This is a genomic window from Leucobacter iarius (genome assembly GCF_039530105.1).
In the GTDB taxonomy this organism is placed as follows: domain Bacteria; phylum Actinomycetota; class Actinomycetes; order Actinomycetales; family Microbacteriaceae; genus Leucobacter; species Leucobacter iarius.
The window spans coordinates 98,565-115,547 of record NZ_BAAAOB010000005.1 but is presented as its reverse complement, the minus strand read 5'-3'; the positions used below and the strand labels follow the sequence as shown (position 1 = coordinate 115,547).

Annotated in this window: 16 protein-coding genes; 3 read left to right on the top strand and 13 right to left on the bottom strand. The window is 71.6% G+C overall.

The genetic code is table 11. The features are described 5' to 3' along the window. The first annotated feature begins 12 nt into the window (after window positions 1-12). Together ABD169_RS14815 and ABD169_RS14810 are read left to right on the top strand one after the other, a co-directional pair. Window positions 13-1,332 (top strand): amidohydrolase, encoded by a 1,320-nt coding sequence (locus ABD169_RS14815; protein WP_344033420.1) that lies wholly within the window; start codon window positions 13-15, stop codon window positions 1,330-1,332. Window positions 1,333-1,420: 88 nt separating this feature from the next. Further along, a complete protein-coding gene (locus tag ABD169_RS14810) occupies window positions 1,421-2,179 on the top strand; it encodes a nucleoside phosphorylase (RefSeq protein ID WP_084821097.1) in 759 nt (252 codons plus the stop codon). A gap of 63 nt (window positions 2,180-2,242) precedes the next feature. Here the strand turns inward: ABD169_RS14810 and ABD169_RS14805 are convergent, their stop codons facing one another. The 13 genes from ABD169_RS14805 to mtnA form a co-directional block, all read right to left on the bottom strand. After that, window positions 2,243-4,063 carry a sensor histidine kinase gene (locus ABD169_RS14805; protein WP_344033419.1) on the bottom strand — a complete coding sequence of 607 codons (1,821 nt, stop codon included), beginning with the start codon at window positions 4,061-4,063 and terminating at the stop codon, window positions 2,243-2,245. After that, window positions 4,060-4,404 carry a response regulator gene (locus ABD169_RS14800; protein WP_046455592.1) on the bottom strand — a complete coding sequence of 115 codons (345 nt, stop codon included), beginning with the start codon at window positions 4,402-4,404 and terminating at the stop codon, window positions 4,060-4,062. The genes ABD169_RS14805 and ABD169_RS14800 overlap by 4 nt, the downstream gene beginning before the upstream one ends. After that, on the bottom strand, window positions 4,401-4,532 hold the full coding sequence (locus ABD169_RS14795; protein ID WP_255350854.1) for a hypothetical protein: 132 nt from the start codon (window positions 4,530-4,532) through the stop codon (window positions 4,401-4,403). The genes ABD169_RS14800 and ABD169_RS14795 overlap by 4 nt, the downstream gene beginning before the upstream one ends. Further along, entirely contained in the window at window positions 4,529-6,016 is a 1,488-nt protein-coding gene (locus tag ABD169_RS14790) for a glycosyltransferase family 2 protein (protein WP_344033418.1), read from the bottom strand. The genes ABD169_RS14795 and ABD169_RS14790 overlap by 4 nt, the downstream gene beginning before the upstream one ends. Beyond that, a complete protein-coding gene (locus tag ABD169_RS14785; RefSeq protein WP_344033417.1) occupies window positions 6,013-6,738 on the bottom strand; it encodes a PHP domain-containing protein in 726 nt (241 codons plus the stop codon). Before ABD169_RS14785 ends, ABD169_RS14790 begins: the two co-directional genes overlap by 4 nt. Then, entirely contained in the window at window positions 6,735-7,724 is a 990-nt protein-coding gene (locus ABD169_RS14780; RefSeq protein WP_344033416.1) for an ATP-grasp domain-containing protein, read from the bottom strand. The genes ABD169_RS14785 and ABD169_RS14780 overlap by 4 nt, the downstream gene beginning before the upstream one ends. Beyond that, window positions 7,724-8,764 carry a response regulator gene (locus tag ABD169_RS14775; protein WP_344033415.1) on the bottom strand — a complete coding sequence of 347 codons (1,041 nt, stop codon included), beginning with the start codon at window positions 8,762-8,764 and terminating at the stop codon, window positions 7,724-7,726. Before ABD169_RS14775 ends, ABD169_RS14780 begins: the two co-directional genes overlap by 1 nt. A 14-nt stretch (window positions 8,765-8,778) precedes the next feature. Then, window positions 8,779-9,273, bottom strand: coding sequence for a cupin domain-containing protein (locus tag ABD169_RS14770; RefSeq protein WP_344033414.1), 495 nt, complete (start codon window positions 9,271-9,273; stop codon window positions 8,779-8,781). Then, window positions 9,270-10,184, bottom strand: coding sequence for an ABC transporter permease (locus tag ABD169_RS14765; protein ID WP_344033413.1), 915 nt, complete (start codon window positions 10,182-10,184; stop codon window positions 9,270-9,272). The genes ABD169_RS14770 and ABD169_RS14765 overlap by 4 nt, the downstream gene beginning before the upstream one ends. Continuing rightward, window positions 10,181-11,437: an ABC transporter permease gene (locus ABD169_RS14760; protein WP_344033412.1), complete on the bottom strand. Its 1,257-nt coding sequence runs from the start codon at window positions 11,435-11,437 to the stop codon at window positions 10,181-10,183. The genes ABD169_RS14765 and ABD169_RS14760 overlap by 4 nt, the downstream gene beginning before the upstream one ends. Further along, the gene (locus tag ABD169_RS14755; RefSeq protein WP_344033411.1) at window positions 11,434-13,008 is read right to left on the bottom strand and encodes an ABC transporter ATP-binding protein; all 1,575 of its coding nucleotides are present in this window, start codon (window positions 13,006-13,008) and stop codon (window positions 11,434-11,436) included. Before ABD169_RS14755 ends, ABD169_RS14760 begins: the two co-directional genes overlap by 4 nt. Before the next feature lie 74 nt (window positions 13,009-13,082). Continuing rightward, a complete protein-coding gene (locus ABD169_RS14750) occupies window positions 13,083-14,135 on the bottom strand; it encodes a BMP family ABC transporter substrate-binding protein (RefSeq protein WP_344033410.1) in 1,053 nt (350 codons plus the stop codon). 24 nt (window positions 14,136-14,159) lie between these two features. Continuing rightward, window positions 14,160-15,203, bottom strand: a complete 1,044-nt coding sequence (mtnA, locus tag ABD169_RS14745; RefSeq protein WP_046455585.1) for an S-methyl-5-thioribose-1-phosphate isomerase — start codon at window positions 15,201-15,203, stop codon at window positions 14,160-14,162. A gap of 444 nt (window positions 15,204-15,647) precedes the next feature. On the opposite strand from mtnA, the gene phoH2 reads away from it, so the two are divergent. Next, entirely contained in the window at window positions 15,648-16,943 is a 1,296-nt protein-coding gene (gene phoH2, locus ABD169_RS14740; protein WP_231580860.1) for an RNA 5'-3' helicase PhoH2, read from the top strand. Window positions 16,944-16,983: the final 40 nt, after the last annotated feature.

Below are 16,983 nucleotides of genomic sequence, written 5' to 3'. Positions count from 1 at the left end.
GAGAGGACTCCGATGAGCAACCCGATCGAGGCCGCGATCCTGCGCGCCGACGCCCTGCTGAGCCCCGAGGGCGCCGTCGGCGGCGAGCCCGGCAGCGTCGAGCTCGAGTTCGACGCCGACGGCCGCATCGCCTACGTCGGTCCGGCACGGCCGGACTCGACCCCCACGCACGACCTGAGCGGCCACGTGCTCATGCCCGGCCTCGTCAACGGCCACACGCACTCCGCCATGACCCTGCTGCGCGGCGCCTCCGACGACGACGGCTTCATGCCCTGGCTCGCAGCGGTGCAGGGGCTCGAGCAGCACCTCGTCCACGCCGACGTCGCCGCGGGCCTCGAGCTCGCCATGGTCGAGATGATCGAGAGCGGCACCACGACCTTCGCCGACATGTACCACTGGGACGAAGAGCTGCTGCGACTGGTGCAGGCCAGCGGCATGCGGGTGCTCGCGGCTCCGGCCGCGTTCACGGCCGAGGCCGTCGGGTTCCCGGGCGTCGCCCCGTGGACGGGCGCCGAGGCGCTCGACCAGACGGAGCACCTCGCCGAGGTGTTCGCGGGCGACCCCCAGATCCGGCTCGCCTACGGCCCGCACGCGCCGTACACCTCGCCGCCCGAGTTCCTCCGCGAGATCTCCGAGCGCGCGCAGCGCACCGGGCTGCCGATCCACATCCACGTCTCCGAATCGCCGGCCGAGGTCGAGCAGATCCGCGAGCAGTACGGGGCGACCCCGGGCGACCACCTCGACGCGCTCGGCCTTTTCGAGGCCTCCGTGCTCGCCGCACACTGCGTGCACCTCACCGACCGCGAGATCGAGCGCTTCGCCGAGGCCGGGGTGGCGGTGAGCCACAATCCCGTGTCGAACCTCAAGCTCGGCAACGGCGTCGCCCGCCTGCCCGAGATGCTCGAGGCCGGGGTCCGGCTCTCGCTCGGCACCGACTCCGTCGCGAGCAACAACACCCTCGACCTCTTCGAAGAGATCAAGACCGGCACGATCGTGCACCGAGGGGTCCGGCACGACGCGGCGGCGGTGCGCGCCTCCACCGTGCTCGACATCGCCACCCGACGCGGCGCCGAGGCGGTCGGGTTCCCCGAGACCGGGGCGCTCGAAGCCGGACGCCTGGCCGACGTCATCGCGCTCGACGTGCGCGGCGCCTCCGCGATCCCGCACGCGTCGCTCACCTCGCACCTCGGCTTCTCCGCCCGGGGCACCGACGTGCGCCACGTCTTCATCGGCGGGCGCCACGTCTACGCCGACGGCGAGCACCTCACCCTCGACGCCGCGGGCATCCGCGACCGGGCCGCCGCCGCGGCCGCCCGGTTGCGGGCGTCCTGAGCCGCGTTCCGCCCCTACGATTGAAGGATCGGGCCGGGTGCGCAACGCACCGGGCCGACCTCCGCTTCCGAACCGAAAGGTGACCGCAATGGCGCCCGTCCGTCTCCCCGCCGATGCCGAACTCCCGCTGCTCCGAGCCCGCGTCGCCGACCTCTCCGACCGCGCGCTCGTCGTGGGCGATCCGGGACGCGCGGCGCGCGTCGCCGAGCGCCTCGACGACGTGCAGCAGCTCACCGCGAACCGCGAGTATCACGTGTACTCGGGCACGCACCGCGGAGTGCCGGTCACCGTCGCCTCGCACGGCGTGGGCGCGGCCGGCGCGGCCGTCTGCTTCGAGGAGCTGGCCCGCGGCGGCGTCACCCGCATCATCCGCTCCGGCACCGCCGGCGGCATCCAGCCCGAGGTCGTCGACGGCGCGATCGTCGTCGCGACCGGCGCCGTGCGCGCGGACGGCGTGAGCCACCAGCTCGTGCCCACCGAGTTCCCCGCGATCGCGACCCCCGAGCTCGCGGTCGCGCTCAAGGCCGCCGCGGCCAAGACCGGTCTCGAGGTGCACTCGGGCATCGTGCTCACGGGCGACATGTTCTACCCGAGCGACGTGATCACCGGGATCGACCACCGCATGTGGCAGCGCGCCGGTATCGTCGCGGTCGAGATGGAGGCTTCCGCCCTCTTCGTGATCGCCTCGCTGCACGGCATCGAGGCCGGCGCGGTCTTCGCCATCGACGGCAACCCGCTGGCCGCGAAGGACGACGCGATGGACGGCTACGACCCCTACCGGGAGATCGTCACCCGCGCGGTCGACGGCGCGCTCGACACCGCGCTCGACGTGCTCATCGCCGACTAGCCGTCGGCTCTCCACCCGCTGCGGCGCGTCCGGGATCCGTCCGGGACGCGCCGTTTCGCGTCCCTAGGAGCGGGATCGGACCCGAGCGTCTGGGCGCTCCCCGCGGCCGGCGCGGATCCGCACCTTCGGCACCGCCTCGGTGGGCGGCGCCATCGGCAGGGTCATGCGGAATTCGGTCCCCTCGCCCTCGCGGCTCGCGACCTCCATGCGCCCGCCGTGCGCGATCACGATCGCGCGAGTGATGCTCAACCCGAGGCCGATTCCGGGGACCGCGTTGCGGGTCGCCGTCGACGCCCGGAAGAACCGGGTGAAGAGCATGCCCTGCTCGTCCTCGGGGATCCCGATACCGGTGTCGCGCACGGCGAGCACGACCGCACCGTCGACGGGCCGGACCTCGGCCGTGACCCGGCCGCCGCGCGGGGTGAACTTGATCGCGTTCGACAGCAGATTGTCGAGCGCCTGGCCGATGCGCCGCGCATCGATCGAGACCACGACGGGACGGTCGGGGAGCTCGGTGCGCAGCTCGACGCCCTCGCGCTGCGCGTGCGGTGCCGCGGACTCGACCGCGGATCGCACGCTCTCGGAGAGATCCGAATCGAAGCACTCGAGCGGGAACCGGCCGGACTCGACCTGCGCGGTGAAGAGGAGATCGCCGACGAGCGCGAGCAGCCGCTGGGCGTTGCGCTCGATGATGTCGACGAACTCGCGCTGTTCCTCGGCGAGGGGACGCTCCGGGTCGCTGCGCAGCAGATCCAGGAACCCGATGATCGCGCTGAGCGGAGTGCGCAGTTCGTGCGAGATCATTCCGACGAACTGGTCCTTCATGCGCGCGACCTCGACGGCGCGGGTCTCGTCGGTGACGACCAGCAGGTAGCCGCGCTGCTGCCCCGTTCCGTCCTTGCGCGGGGTGACCGTGATCCTCGCGGGCACGGTGAGCCCCGTCGCCGTCGAGATCTCGAGGTCGGCGTCGACCGTCGAATCGGAGTCGGCCCGGGCGAACAGCGCGCGCACGCCCTGCGGCAGATCCTCCGGCGCATGCGGGTGCGGCAGATCCGGGTGCTCCTCGCCGAGCATCGCGAGCACGTCGGCGGGGAAGAAGCGATCGATGCGGACGCCGTCGAGCGCCTCGGCCTGGGTGAGTCCGAGGAGCCGCTCGGCTCCCGGGTTCCAGGCCTCGACGGTGCCGCGGCAGTCGATCGCGATGACGGCCTGGGCGGTGATCGCCGCCCACAGGCTCTCGAACGATTCGAGCAGCGCACGGTACCGCTGCTCGCTCTCGCGCAGCTGGGCGATCATCTCGGCGTTCTGCTCGAGGGCGCGGGTGCGCTCGGAGACGAGCCGCTCCGCCTGCTCGATGCGGATCCGCTGCTGACGCGAGAGATCGTGGATCACGGCCGCGACCGCCGCGTAGACGAGCGGGGAGACGACTCCGCGGAGCCAGTCCGCCGGGCTGTCGGGCGGGGTCGCGAGGTAGGGCATCAGGATGGTGAACGAGCTGAGCAGCACCGCGGCGACGACGTACCGGAACTTCGGGGCGGTCGCGAGCCACACCACCGGGAGCAGCACGAGGGCGCCGAACATCGAGTGCGCGCCGCCCGTGCCCGCGCGGAACAGCCCCAGCCCGACGATGTCGATCATGGGGATCAGGAGCACCGCGAATCCCTCGTGCCCGCGGTGCGCGCGCAGCAGGGCGGCGTACGCGGTCGCCGCGAGGATCACCGCGGTGCCCGCGAGGGCCGCGCCCTCGGAGACCGGCTTCAGCCCGGGGACCAGGTGGACGAGCGCCAGCGCGACGAGGAGCGCGATCGTGGTCGGTGCTTGTTTGAGCAGCGGCCCGGGACGATCGAAGAAGCGGAGCAGCCGGCTCCGCGGAGCCTCGCTCATGCCGCGAGTCCGACGACGAGCTCGTGCATGGCCGCAGAGGTGACCGGCTTCGGGAGCGCGGCGTCGGCCTCGGGGTAGTCGGCGGGGTCCAGCACCGAGCTGATCACGATGAAGCAGTCGGGGAACCGCTCGCGCAGGCGCTGCGAGCACTCCTCGCCCGTGAGGCCGGGGAGACGGAGGTCGATGATCGCGAGGGACGGGGAGATCTCGGCGAAGGCCGCGATGGCGGATTCGGCATCGGCCGTCGCGAAGACCTCGAAGCCCTCGCGCTCGAGCAGCAGGCGGAGCAGGGCGGACTGGTCCGTGCTGTCCTCGACCGTGAGTGCGAGCGGCGCGCTCATCGCAGGAACAGCTCTCGGACGACGACGATGGCGGCCACCACCGCGAGGGCGATCAGGGCCTGGGGGACGAGGCGGCGTTCGCGCCGTGCATCGCGCGCGATCTCGTCGAGCTCCGGTGCTGGACTCATGAGACGACCCTTCCGACCTTCTCGGTCTTGACCCAGGATGCGTCGGCTCGGCGCCACTCCTTGATGTACGAGTCCACAGTAATGGCGCAGAGCAGCGAACCGTACCCGAAGACGTAGATGCAGAGACCCGCGACGAAGCGCCCGCCGGGCAGGCGCTCGACCCAGCGGGCGGCCCACGCGCCGAGCATCGAGATCGGGCCCCACAGATAGAGGATCGAGGCGTACACGAAGCGGTCCTCGCGGGTGAGCGTGCCCAGCCAGTCGGTGAGCAGCGCGTCGGAGAACCGGGGGAAGAGCGCGATCGCCATCAGGATCATCGCGCCGAGCCCCGGGAAGAGCAACGCTTCGCGCCAGGACCGTCGCCCCGTGCGTCCGTCGAGCTGCACGGCGTACAGCATCGAGAAGAGGTAGGTGCAGGCCGCGAGGATCCACATGAAGCGGAACACGGCCTCGGCGATCCCGCTGTGCAGGATCAGGAGGGAGAAGAGCGCGACGGAGGCGAGCAGCAGCCAGACGGGCAGCAGCAGGATGCTGAACCAGCTGAGCCCGAACGACAGGCTGCCCAGCCGGTGAACCCGGCTCGGTCGGAACCAGACCCGCCGGAAGATGGAGGTGAGCTGCACGTTGCCGCGCGCCCAGCGCAGCCGCTGCTTCCAGAGGGCGTCCACCGTGCGCGGCTCCTCGGCGAGCACGACCGCGTGCGGCTCGAAGACCATGCGGCGGCCGCGCAGCTGGCCCTCGAACGTCGTCATGGTGTCCTCGGCGAGGGTTCCGGTGGGGATCCGGCCGCCGATGGCCTCGAGGTTGGCCCGCGAGTGCAGCTGCGCGCCTCCCGCGAGGCAGGCGATCGCCCCGAGCACGTTCTGCGTGCGCCGGGAGGCGAGCTGCGCCAGCACGTATTCCATGCCGATGAACCGGGTGAGGTAGTTGCGGTCGTGACTGCCCTCGGCGATGTACGCGGTGACGGCGCCGACACGCTCGTCGGCGAGGTGCCGGCTCATCTTGCGCAGCGAGTCGCGCGCGAAGATCACGTCGGCGTCCATGATGAGCACCGCCTCGGTCCACGGATCGGCGAGCACGCGCTCGAGGCCGTGGTTCAGCGTGTGCGCCTTGCCCTCGCCGCCCTGCTCCCGTCGCAGGTGCACGACGCGTCCCGGGTGCTCGGCGGCCTTGCGCAGCACGACGTCGGGGGTGCTGTCGGTCGAGGCGTCGTCGACCACGTAGATGCGCAGTCGCTCGGGCGGGTACTCGAGCGTGAGGAGGCGGTCGATGGACGCGCCGATCACGAGCCCCTCGTTCCACGCGGGAACGACCACCGCGATGTTTGGCGTGTACGGGGCCGCGCGCCGGTAGTGGTTCTTGAAGGCGTGGATCGGCAGCACCAGGAACTGGAACGCCGTGTTGAACACCGGGGTGGTTCCGAACAGCACGCAGATCAGCAGGAAGACGATCAGCGCGATCTCGAAGCCGTTCGGTGCGTTCACGCGAGGTCCTCCGCGGCGTCGAGCAGTTCGCGCACCCGCCGGTAGCGGCCGACCTCGGCCGCGTCGTGGCTGTCGGTCGATGCGACGATCCCGGCACCGGCCTCGCGCAGGGCGATGAGCGCGGCCGGCTCGGGGCAGCCCCACTTCTCGTTCACCTCGACGAGCGTGTCCGTCGCGGCCGCGGCGGAGGCCCAGGCTGCGAGGCGCTCCGCACCGAGACGTGACTCGCTCAGACCGATCTTGGGCAGGATCGAGAAGCAGTGCGCCAGCTGGTTGCCCGGGTGGCGCTCCATCGCCGAGACGAGGGCGTGCACGAGGTCGTCGAGCGCGTCCTCGTCGCTCCACCCCGCGGCGAGGCGCGCGCGGACCTCGGACGGGCCGAGGGGGCCATCGGCGCCGGGGAACTGGTGGTCGGCGATGAGGATCCGGTCGATGCCCGCGGGGAGCGCGGGGATGTCGAGCGCGCCCGAGCGGTCGAGGATCTTCGCCTCGACACCGGTCAGCACCGTGAAACCGTCGGGCGCGTGCAGGGCCGAGACCGCCGCGAGGTACTCGGGGACCCAGTCGGTGCTGCGGCGCACGTGGTCGACCAGCCGCAGCGTATCGAGCCCGGCGGCCGCGGCCGCGGCGACGTTCTGCTCGAGGGACGAGACCGCGTCGTCGGAGAACGTCGAGTGGACGTGGTGGTCGCCGCGGAGCGCCGCCGTCGATGCGGTGCTCATGCGTCGTCCTGGTGTCCGGCGTGCGCCGACTCGAGGACCTCGTCGACCTCGACGATCACGTCCTCGAGGAACCGCACCGAGGCGACCTCGCGGAACCCGACCCGATCCGGCAGCGTCTCGCCGAGGAACAGATCGACCACGAGCGAGGGGATGTCGACGCCCGCCGCGATGGTCAGGGGAAGGGCCCCCGGGAACCGGGGGTTGACCTCGAGCAGCATCGCGCGGCCCGCCCGGTCGCGGCGGAGCTGCACGTTGGCCACGCCGACGAGCCCGATCGCGCGGGCGACGGCCGCCGCGGTGTCCTCCAGCTCGGGATCCCGCACCGTGCGGCCCGCGATGGCGACGCCCGAGTCCACGCGGGCCCGCGTGCGCGGGACGGCTGCGACGATCCCGCCGTTCGCGTCGGCGATGACGTCGACCGAGTACTCCTCGCCCGGCAGCAGGTCCTGCACGATCAGGCCCTCGTCGGCCGGCAGTGCCTCGAGCGCCGCACGGTCGGGCACCAGGCGGATCCCGCGGCTCCCGGCGCCCTGACGGGGTTTCGCGAAGACCGGGAACTCCCAGTCCACGGCGAGCGCGTCGGGGCCCGCGAGGACGGTGCGCGGGGAGCGGCCCGTGGGAGCGCAGCGGTCGGCGAGGGCGAGCTTGTCGAGCGAGACGCGCAGCGTCTCGGCCGGGGGCGCCGCGAGCACCGCGGGTGCGAGTTCGCCCCGGCGCTCGGCGAGGGCGATCAGCTCGACATCGACGGTCGAGACGACGAGGTCGAGGCGGTCGTCGGCGACGAGGGAGGCGAGCGCCGGCACGAACGCATCGTCGCGTCCCGGCGGAACGAGGCGGCGCTGCTCGGCGGGCACCAGGTACAGGCCGCTGGCCCAGCCGTCCATGTCGGCCGCGAACACGGTCACGTCGGGGCGGCGGAGCAGTGAGCGGATCACGGCGACACCGGCGGGGCCGCCGGCTCCGGTCACCAGAACGCGGGCGGTCATCAGCTCTCCAGTCGCAGGTGCTCGGTGGTGCGCGCGAGCTCGGAGCTCTCGCGCACCACCTCGAGGGGCTCGACGGCGGTGCCGCCGCCGAAACGGGTCCAGTAGCGCGCGGTCGCGGTGACGAACTCGGGCGAGAGGTAGTCGCGGCTCGAGGTCTGGGAATCGAAGCAGCGCAGGAGCTCGAGCTTGCGCTCGAGGAACCGTTCGATGCGGACGAACCGCGTCGGTCGGTAGTCGATGGTGGCAGAGGGGCTCTGATAGCAGGCCACGGTCGGCACGCGTCGTGTCGCAGCGATGGTCGCCGCGCTCACCGCGCGGTGGTCCTGGTGCCGGTCGTGCCCCGAGTGGGTGTAGACGACGGTGGGCTGCACCTCGCGCACGACCTCCTCGATGAGTCGCACCGTCGGCCCGCTGCTCGGGATCTCGGTGTCGACGAGATCCTGCAGGAACAGCCGGGCGCCCAGCAGCTCCGCCGCCGCGAGGGATTCGTGCTGCCGGCTGTCGGCGTCGCCGCCCCGGGCGCCGCGCGACATCGTGAGGATCGTGATGCGGTCGCCGGCCTCGGCGTGGGCTGCGAGGATCCCGCCTGCGCCGATCTCGACGTCATCGGGGTGCGCACCGATCGCGAGCACCGTCTCCGGCGGACGTTCCGCCCCGCGCGTGCGGCCCTCGACCGCCAGCCGCTGCACGGTCTCGACGAGCACCGTGTTGTCGAGCGGCTTGGTGAGGAACTCGTCGGCCTGGGCGCGCAGCGCCGACACCGCGTACTCCACCGATACGTGCGCGGTCATCACGACCACGGGGACGCCCGGAATGCTGCGGCGCAGCTCGGTGAGCAGCTCGATCCCGTTCAGACCGGGCATCTCGATGTCGGTCACGACCACGTCGGGCCGGACCGCGGCCGCCTGCTCCACCGCGCGGAGGCCGTCCGCTGCGACGTCGACCGTGCATCCGGCGCGCCGCTCGAGGATCGTGCGCACCAGCAGGGCGACGTCCGGATCGTCATCGACGACGAGCACTCGGGGGGCGTCGTTGGCCATCGGCGGCGGTCTCCTCAGCGGGTCAGTTCGGCGATCCTGTTCGAGAACTCAGGGTATCGCTCCGAGAGCTCGGCGCGGTCCCCGAGTCGGAATCCCTCCCAGTCGAAACCGGGCGCCATGGTGGTGCCGACCAGGGTCCAGTCGCCCGTCGAGGACGAGCCCTGCATCACGCCCGCGGGCACGGCGAACTGGGGCAGCAGCCCGGTTTCGGGATCCGCGCCCACCAGCTGCTCCTCCGCGCGCCCGTCGGGGTGCAGCAGGAGCAGGCGGAGCGGGGAGCCCGCGTACCAGTGGTAGATCTCGACCGATTCGAGCGAGTGCAGCGCCGAGAAGTCGTCGCCGGCGAGCAGGAAGTAGATCGCGGTCGAGTGCGCGTCGAGGTGGGCCTGCCGGAACAGCCCGCCCTCGTGGGGGAGGGGTTCGAGGCCGAGCGCGGCGACCCAGCGGGCGGCCTCGGCGGGGATCCCGGGATCCGGCACCGCGGCGCCCGCGACCTCGGACCCGCTCATGCGAGCTGCGCCGTTCGTGCCTGCTTGAACCGGCGGCTCATGAGGATCAGCACGATCAGTGTCACGATGTACGGGCCGGCGTCGGTCAGCTGCTGCGGCAGGCCGAAGGACTGCAGGCGGAAACCGATCGCATCTGCGAAACCGAACAGCAGCGCCGCGCCGAGAACACCCACGGGGTGCGCGCGGGCGAGCATGACCACGACGACGGCGATCCAGCCGCGGCCGGCCGACATGTTCTCGGTGAACTGCACGACGTTGCCGAGCGCGAGCTGCGCGCCGCCGAGACCCGCGAGGGCGCCCGAGGCGAGCACCGCGAGCAGCTGGTAGCGCTGCGGGTTGACACCGAGCGTGGCGGCGGCGAGCGGGCGCTCGCCCACGCCGCGCAGGCGCAGGCCGACGGGCGTGCGGAACAGCACGACCCAGAGCACGGGGACGAGCAGCAGCGCGAGGTAGCCGATCGGCGTCAGCGAGAACAGCGGGCCGATGCCGGGGATGTCCGCGAGACCGGGGATGCGCCAGGTGGGGATCCCGTCGATCTTCGGATCCTTGAACACGCCCTGGACGTGGAAGATCGCGAGGAGCAGGAAGCTCGTCATGCCGACGGCGAGGATGTTCATGGCGACGGCGAGCACGATCGGGTCGCCCTTGCGGTACACGGCGCCGTAGCCGAGGATCATCGAGAACAGCATGCCGGCGACCATCGCCGCGAGCGATCCGAGGATCCAGCTGTGGGTGCCGTAGGAGACCGCGACTCCGGTGAACGTGCCGATGAGCAGGATGCCCTCGAGACCGATGTTGAAGATGCCGACCCGCTCGCAGATCATGCCGCCGAGCGCGGCGAGCAGGATCGGGATGAGCGAGCGGAGGACGGAGGCGACCAGGTCCTGGTCGAACATGGCGAGCAGGTTCATCGTTCGCCTCCGGTCTCGGTGGTCTCAGCGGTGGGGGCGGAAGCGGTCCGGGCCGCGACGGCGGCCGGTGCGGCCGGGCTCTGCGGCTCGGGTCCCGGCGGATCCTCCGGGGCAGCATCCTGCCGCTTCCTGCGGAACCGGGGCAGCGCCACACGGTAGGCGAGCAGGATGATGACGAGCGCCTGGATCACCGCGGCGATCTGCGGGGACAGCCCGAGGTCGCGGCCCATGGCCTCGCTGCCGACGATGATGGCGCCGAAGAAGAGGCCGGCGATCGCGACGCCGAGCGGGCGGTACAGCGCGAGCAGGGTGACGAGCAGCGCGGTCCAGGCGTAGTTCGTCTGGACGATGTGGCCCTCGATCATGCGCGTGTTCGGGGCGCCGATGACGATCAGCACGCCGATGAGTCCGGCGATACCGCCCGAGAGCGCCATGGTGCGCAGCACGAGCGGGCCCGGCTTCACGCCGCCGTAGCGCGTGAACTCCGGGTTCTGGCCGGCGAGCCCGGCTTCGAAGCCGTAGCGGGTGCGGCGGTTCACGAAGATCGCGCCGATCACGAGCACGGCGACGATCACGAGCGACCAGTTGACCTGGGTCAGGATCATGGTGACGGGGCTCATCGGGCCGAACGTGCGACGCACGGCCTCGGCGGCGGGGCCGGCGGGCACGAGCGCGGTCAGCTGCACGCCGGGGTCGATCTGCTTGCTCGCGACGAGGTCGGTCGACGGATCCTTCAGCTGGAACCGGATCACCCACGAGGAGAAGTAGCGGGCCGGGTAGTTGAGCAGCAGCGTGGCGAGCAGGATCGGCACGCCGAGCGAGTTCTGCAGCAGCGCCGCGAGCAGGCCCCACGCGGCGCCCGCGAGCACGCCGGTGACCATCGCGCAGAGCGCGACGAGCGGGCCGGGGCCGGGCATGTAGACCGCGACGAAGCCGCCTGCGAGCGCGCCGAGCACGGCCTGGCCCTCGGTGCCCAGGTTGATGATCCCGGCGCGGAAGGCGAGGGCGATGCCGATGCCGATGCCGATGATCGGGATGGCGCGGCCGAGCGTGTTCGCGAGGCCCATGCCGGTGCCGAACGAGCCCGACACCATGGCGCGGTAGCCCGAGATCGGGTCGACGCCGGCGACGAGCATGAACACGGCGCCGACGACGAGCGCGAGCACCACCGAGACGGGGATCGGGCCCGCGAGCCAGCGGCCGATGCGCGGGAGCACGCCCGAGCCCGGCCGATCGTTCACTGCCTGGGTCACTGCGCGTCTCCGTTCTGTGCGCCGCTGACGCGGACTGCTGCGCCCGCGGGGCGGTGCCGTTCCTCGGGCTCGTGGCCGGCCATGTAGAGGCCGAGCAGCGCCTCGTCGGCCTCGGCGCGGGGCACCTCGGCGACGATGCGGCCCTCGAACATCACGAGGATGCGGCCCGAGAGCGACATGATCTCGCTGAGCTCGGCCGAGATGAGCAGCAGCGCTCCGCCGGCGTCGCGGTACTCGCAGAGCTCGCGGTGGATCGACTCGATGGCGCCGATGTCGACGCCGCGGGTGGGCTGCTCGACGACGAGGACGGGGGAGCGGTAGTCGAGCTCGCGCGCGACGACGACCTTCTGCAGGTTGCCGCCCGAGAGCGTACCGACCGGGGTGGTCGGGCTCGCGATCTTGACGCCGAAACGGGTGATGAGACGCTTCGCGTGCTCCGTCATCGCGCTGCGCGACAGCAGGCCTCGGCGCATGATCGGGGCACTGCGGTGGTGGCCGAGTGCGAGGTTGTCGATCGCGTCGGCCGTGCCGGCGCTGCCGACCGCGTGGCGGTCCTCGGGCACGTAGGCGATGCCGCCGTCGCGCCGCGCGGCGATCGATGCGCGGCTCAGATCGACGCCCGAGACCGAGACGGATCCCGTCATGACCGGCCGCATGCCGATGATCGCCTCGGCGAGCTCGACCTGGCCGTTGCCCGCGACGCCCGCGATGCCGACGACCTCGCCCGCGCGCACCGCGAGGGCGGCGTCGGCGACGCTGTCGCGGCCGCCGTCGCCCGAGACGGTCAGGTCGCGCACTTCGAGCACGGTGTCGCCGGGCTCCTGCGCGGGCGGCGGCGTGGTGAGGTCGACGTCGCGGCCCGTCATGTGGCGGGTGATCTCGGCGGGGGAGCTGTCGGCGGTGACGAGCTGCGCCACGTTGCGGCCGTCGCGCAGCACGGTGACGCGGTCGGAGATCGCCATGACCTCGTTCAGCTTGTGGGTGATGAGGATGATGGTGCGGCCGTCGGCCTTGAGCGCGCGGAGCACGTCGAACAGCCGCTCGGTCTCCTGCGGGGTGAGCACGGCGGTGGGCTCGTCGAGGATGAGGACCTTGGCCTCGCGGTAGAGCGCCTTCACGATCTCGACGCGCTGCAGGACGCCGACCGGGACCGAGTCGACGCGGGCGGCCGGGTCGAGGGCGAGGCCGTAGCGGTCGGCGATCTCGGAGACGAGACGGTTGGCCTCACGGCGATCGATGAGGCCGCGCTTGGTCGGCTCGCTGCGGAACACGACGTTCTCGGCGATCGTGAGGGAGGGGAAGAGCTTGAACGACTGGAAGACCATGCCGATGCCGGCATCGATCGCGTCGAGGGGCGAGGCGAAGTGCTGCTTCTCGCCGCGGATGAGGATCTCGCCCTCGTCGGGCTGGTAGACGCCGGCGAGCATCGACATGAGGATCGACTTGCCGGCGCCGTTCTCGCCCATCAGGGCGTGGATCTCGCCCGGGGCGACCTCGAAGTGGACGTCGTCGTCGGCGAGCACGCCGGGGAAGCGCTTCGTGATGCCGCGCATCTCGACCTCGGGGATCATGCTCGCTCCTTCGAAGGGGTGGTGCTGAATGACGGAGCGGCGCCGTTCCCCGCGAGGAACGGCGCCGCAGCGTGCTACTTGGTGGGGTCGGTGACCTTGATGGTGCCGGCGACGATCTGGTCGCGCACCTCGGTGACCTTCTTCAGGACGTCGGCGTGCTCCATGACCACGCAGCCCGAGTCCTTCGCGCCGTCGGAGAGGCTGACGATCGACATGCCCTGCTCCTTCAGACCGAACGAGGAGGTCGCGTCGGCAGTGCTCTTGCCGTCGATGATCTCGCCGACGACGGTCTCGACGACCTTGTCGACCGCCTTGACGGTGCCGTCGACCACGTTGCCCGGGGCCATCTGGCACTGGTTCGCGTCGACGCCGTAGGCGAAGAAGTTCTTCTCCTTCGCGGCGTCGAAGATGCCGCCGTTGGCGGCCGCGCCCACGGCGAACACCTGGTCGGCGCCGGTGCCGGCGAACGCGATCGCCTGCTCCTTGGCGCGCGCGGTGTCGGCGAACGGGTTGTCGCCGCCGATGATCTGCGGTGCGACGGTCTTGACGCTCGGCTTGGCCGCCTTGGCGCCCTCGTCGAAGCCGCCCGAGTACTTCTTGAGCAGCGGGATGTCGAGCGACAGCACCGAGCCGACGGTGTTGGTCTTGGTCAGGAGGCCGGCCTCGTAACCGAGGAGGTACGAGGGCTCCTGCTCGCGGAAGGTCGCCTGGTAGAGGTTCTTCGGCGCGTTCTCGACGGTGGTGTCGATCAGCAGGAACTTCTGATCGGGGTACTGCGTGGCGAACTCCTTCGCCATGTCGCCGAACTGGAAGCCCAGCATGACGATGACCTTCGGCTGCTGCGCGACGGCCGACTCGAGGTTCGAGCGGCGGTTCGCCTCGTCCTTCGACTCGAAGGTCTTCGCGGTGCCGTCGTTGTCCTTCGCGACCTTCTCGATGCCGGTCTTACCCGACTTGAGGAACTCGTTCTGACCGATGGGATCGCTCGTGATGTAGACGAACGAGGGGCCGTCGGCCGAGGTGCTCCCCGAATCGGTGGCGTTGCCCGAGCAGCCGCTCAGCAGCAGGGCGCCGGCGGCGGCGCCGGCGACGAGAGCCGCAGTGGCGCGGCGCTTGGTGAAGAACATGCAGGGTTCCTTTCGTTGCATGGTTCAGGCGCGCAGCTCGCCCAGCGGGGTGTCCCGCAGGGTCTCGCCGCGGCCCGGGAGAATGACCCGGCGCTCGGTGACGATCGCAGTGATCAGTTCGTTCGGGGTGACGTCGAAGGCCGGGTTGACGGCCGCGATGCCCTCGGGGGCCGTGCGGACGCCGCCGAAGCCGGCGACCTCGTCCACGCCGCGGTCCTCGATCTCGATATCGGCGCCGCTCGCGGTGCTCATGTCGACCGTGGACTCGGGCGCGACCACGATGAAGGGGACCCCTGCGTGCTTCGCGGCGAGGGCGAGCGAGAAGGATCCGACCTTGTTGGCCGTGTCGCCGTTCGCGGCGATGCGGTCGGCGCCGATGAACACGGCGTCGGCGATCCCGCGCGAGAGCAGGAACGGGCCGGCCGAGTCGACGAGCAGGCGGAATGGTGCGTCCATGCGCTGCAGCTCCCACGCGGTGAGGCGGGCGCCCTGCAGCAGCGGACGGGTCTCGAGGGGGAACGCCTCTTCGAGGGAGCCCTGCTCGAGCAGCGTCTGGATCACGCCGAGCGCCGTGCCGCGCTCGACCGTGGCGAGGCTGCCCGTGTTGCAGATGGTCATGACGCGGACCCGGTCCTTGCCGGTGAGCTCGCGCGTCAGGTCGGCGCCGTACAGGCCCATCGAGATGCACGCGGCGATGTCCTCGTCGCGGATGCGGAGGGCCTCTTCGAGCACGGCGTCGGCGCCCGCGTCGAGTGCGGTGAGCGCACGGTCGACGCCCCACGACAGGTTCACCGCGGTGGGGCGCGCCTCGCGCAGCAGCGCCGCCTGTCGGCGGACCTCGACGGTGTCGAGCTCCTCGTCGCCGCCCGAGCGCTGCACGCTCGCGGCGATCAGCGCGACGCCCAGAGCGCCGGCGACGCCGAGGGCGGGAGCCCCGCGCACGGCCAACCGCTTGATGTCGTCGATCAGCTCGGGCAGTTCGGTGACGCGGTGCACCTCCACCTGATGCGGAAGGAGCGTCTGGTCGATCAGTTCGATGGCTCCATCGATCCAGTCGATCGTGCGCACGGAGGACCCCGTTTCTGTGTGCGTGTCGTCGGTGTGACGCGCCCGCCGCGACCTGATGCGGTGCGGGGAGCGCAACCACGACAGAATATCTGATTCCCAGCCGTCTCCGGGCACGGTTGTGGGATACGTACGCGCAGGCGATCCGCCGGGTCGCGAGCGGGACGGCGAAGTCCGCCGTTCGCGCTCCGGACGCACCCCGGACTCGAAACGTTCACCCGGCGCGATGCGTGTCGTGGAGCGGCTTCGCGGCGTACGAGCGTACCGTGTGGTGCATCGGGCAAAGCGCCCGGTCGAGGAGGCCAATTCCCCCTCGGTGGCAACGGCCTCCGCGCAGACGGGATCCGCAGATCCCCGAGCAAGGGAGCCCCCGTGGCCGAAATCCACTCCACCAGCGCCGACGCCGTCCGGACCGCGGAAGCACCCGCGGCCGACACGCACGAGCGGTTGCCGCAGGCCGAGCGCACCTACGTGCTCGACACCTCGGTCCTGCTGAGCGATCCCGGCGCGCTCTTCCGATTCGCGGAGCATGCGGTCGTGCTCCCGGTCGTGGTGATCACCGAACTCGAGAAGAAGCGGCACGATCCCGAGATCGGCTTCTTCGCGAGGCGCGCGCTCCGACTGCTCGACGGGCTGCGCGAGCAGCACCTGCGGCTCGACTTCCCGGTCCCCGTCGGCGACCAGGGCGGCACCCTGCGGGTCGAGCTCAACCACTCGGACCAGCAGACGCTGCCGAGCGGCATGCGGCTCGGCGACAACGACACCCGGATCCTCGCCGTCGCGCAGAATCTGGCGGCCGAGGGGCTCGACGTGACCGTCGTCTCGAAGGACCTCCCCATGCGGGTGAAGGCCGCTGCGATCGGGCTCGGAGCCGAGGAGTACCGGGCCGAGCTCGCGCACGACGACGCGTACACGGGCATCGCCGAGCTCGAGCTCGACGACGAGCGCATGGCGGACCTGTGGGACGCGGAGCGGCTCGACGGCGTCGCGGAGGCGCGCGAGCTGCCCTTCGGCACCGGGCTCGTGATCACCTCGCCGCGGGGATCCGCGCTCGGCCGGGTCGATGGGCGCGAGGGCGCCGTCCGTCTCGTCCGGGGCGACCGGGAGGTCTTCGGGCTGCACGGCCGCAGCGCCGAGCAGCGGCTCGCGATCGACCTGCTGCTCGACCAGTCGGTCGGGATCGTCTCGCTCGGGGGACGCGCCGGCACCGGCAAGTCGGCGCTCGCGCTCGCGGCGGGGCTCGAAGCCGTGGTCGAGCGGCAGCAGCACCGCAAGGTGATGGTGTTCCGGCCGCTCTACGCGGTCGGCGGCCAGGAGCTCGGCTACCTGCCCGGCGACCAGCAGGAGAAGATGGGCCCCTGGGGGCAGGCGGTGTTCGACACCCTCGGCTCGATCGTCTCGCAGAACGTGCTCGACGAGGTCGAGGCGCGGGGCATCGTGGAAGTGCTGCCGCTGACCCACATCCGCGGACGCTCCCTGCACGACGCCTTCGTGATCGTCGACGAGGCGCAGTCGCTCGAGCGCAACGTGCTGCTCACCATGCTGAGCCGCATCGGGCAGCGCTCCCGCGTGGTGCTCACGCACGACGTCGCGCAGCGCGACAACCTGCGGGTCGGCCGTCACGACGGCATCGCCGCGGTGATCGAGAAGCTGAAGGGCAACCCCCTGTTCGGACACGTGACCCTCACCCGTTCGGAGCGCAGCGACATCGCCGCGCTCGTCACCGAACTGCTGGAGGACTGAGGGCGGGAGCCGGCCCCGTCATCCTGCGCGAGCTTGCGAG

Excerpts from the sequence above, each read along its gene's own strand:
- ABD169_RS14815 (WP_344033420.1), top strand. The coding sequence starts at position 13 with ATGAGCAACCCGATCGAGGCCGCGATCCTGCGCGCCGACGCCCTGCTG.
- ABD169_RS14810 (WP_084821097.1), top strand. The coding sequence starts at position 1,421 with ATGGCGCCCGTCCGTCTCCCCGCCGATGCCGAACTCCCGCTGCTCCGA.
- ABD169_RS14805 (WP_344033419.1), bottom strand. The coding sequence starts at position 4,063 with ATGAGCGAGGCTCCGCGGAGCCGGCTGCTCCGCTTCTTCGATCGTCCC.
- ABD169_RS14800 (WP_046455592.1), bottom strand. The coding sequence starts at position 4,404 with ATGAGCGCGCCGCTCGCACTCACGGTCGAGGACAGCACGGACCAGTCC.
- ABD169_RS14795 (WP_255350854.1), bottom strand. The coding sequence starts at position 4,532 with ATGAGTCCAGCACCGGAGCTCGACGAGATCGCGCGCGATGCACGGCGC.
- ABD169_RS14785 (WP_344033417.1), bottom strand. The coding sequence starts at position 6,738 with ATGAGCACCGCATCGACGGCGGCGCTCCGCGGCGACCACCACGTCCAC.
- ABD169_RS14780 (WP_344033416.1), bottom strand. The coding sequence starts at position 7,724 with ATGACCGCCCGCGTTCTGGTGACCGGAGCCGGCGGCCCCGCCGGTGTC.
- ABD169_RS14775 (WP_344033415.1), bottom strand. The coding sequence starts at position 8,764 with ATGGCCAACGACGCCCCCCGAGTGCTCGTCGTCGATGACGATCCGGAC.
- ABD169_RS14770 (WP_344033414.1), bottom strand. The coding sequence starts at position 9,273 with ATGAGCGGGTCCGAGGTCGCGGGCGCCGCGGTGCCGGATCCCGGGATC.
- ABD169_RS14765 (WP_344033413.1), bottom strand. The coding sequence starts at position 10,184 with ATGAACCTGCTCGCCATGTTCGACCAGGACCTGGTCGCCTCCGTCCTC.
- ABD169_RS14755 (WP_344033411.1), bottom strand. The coding sequence starts at position 13,008 with ATGATCCCCGAGGTCGAGATGCGCGGCATCACGAAGCGCTTCCCCGGC.
- ABD169_RS14750 (WP_344033410.1), bottom strand. The coding sequence starts at position 14,135 with ATGTTCTTCACCAAGCGCCGCGCCACTGCGGCTCTCGTCGCCGGCGCC.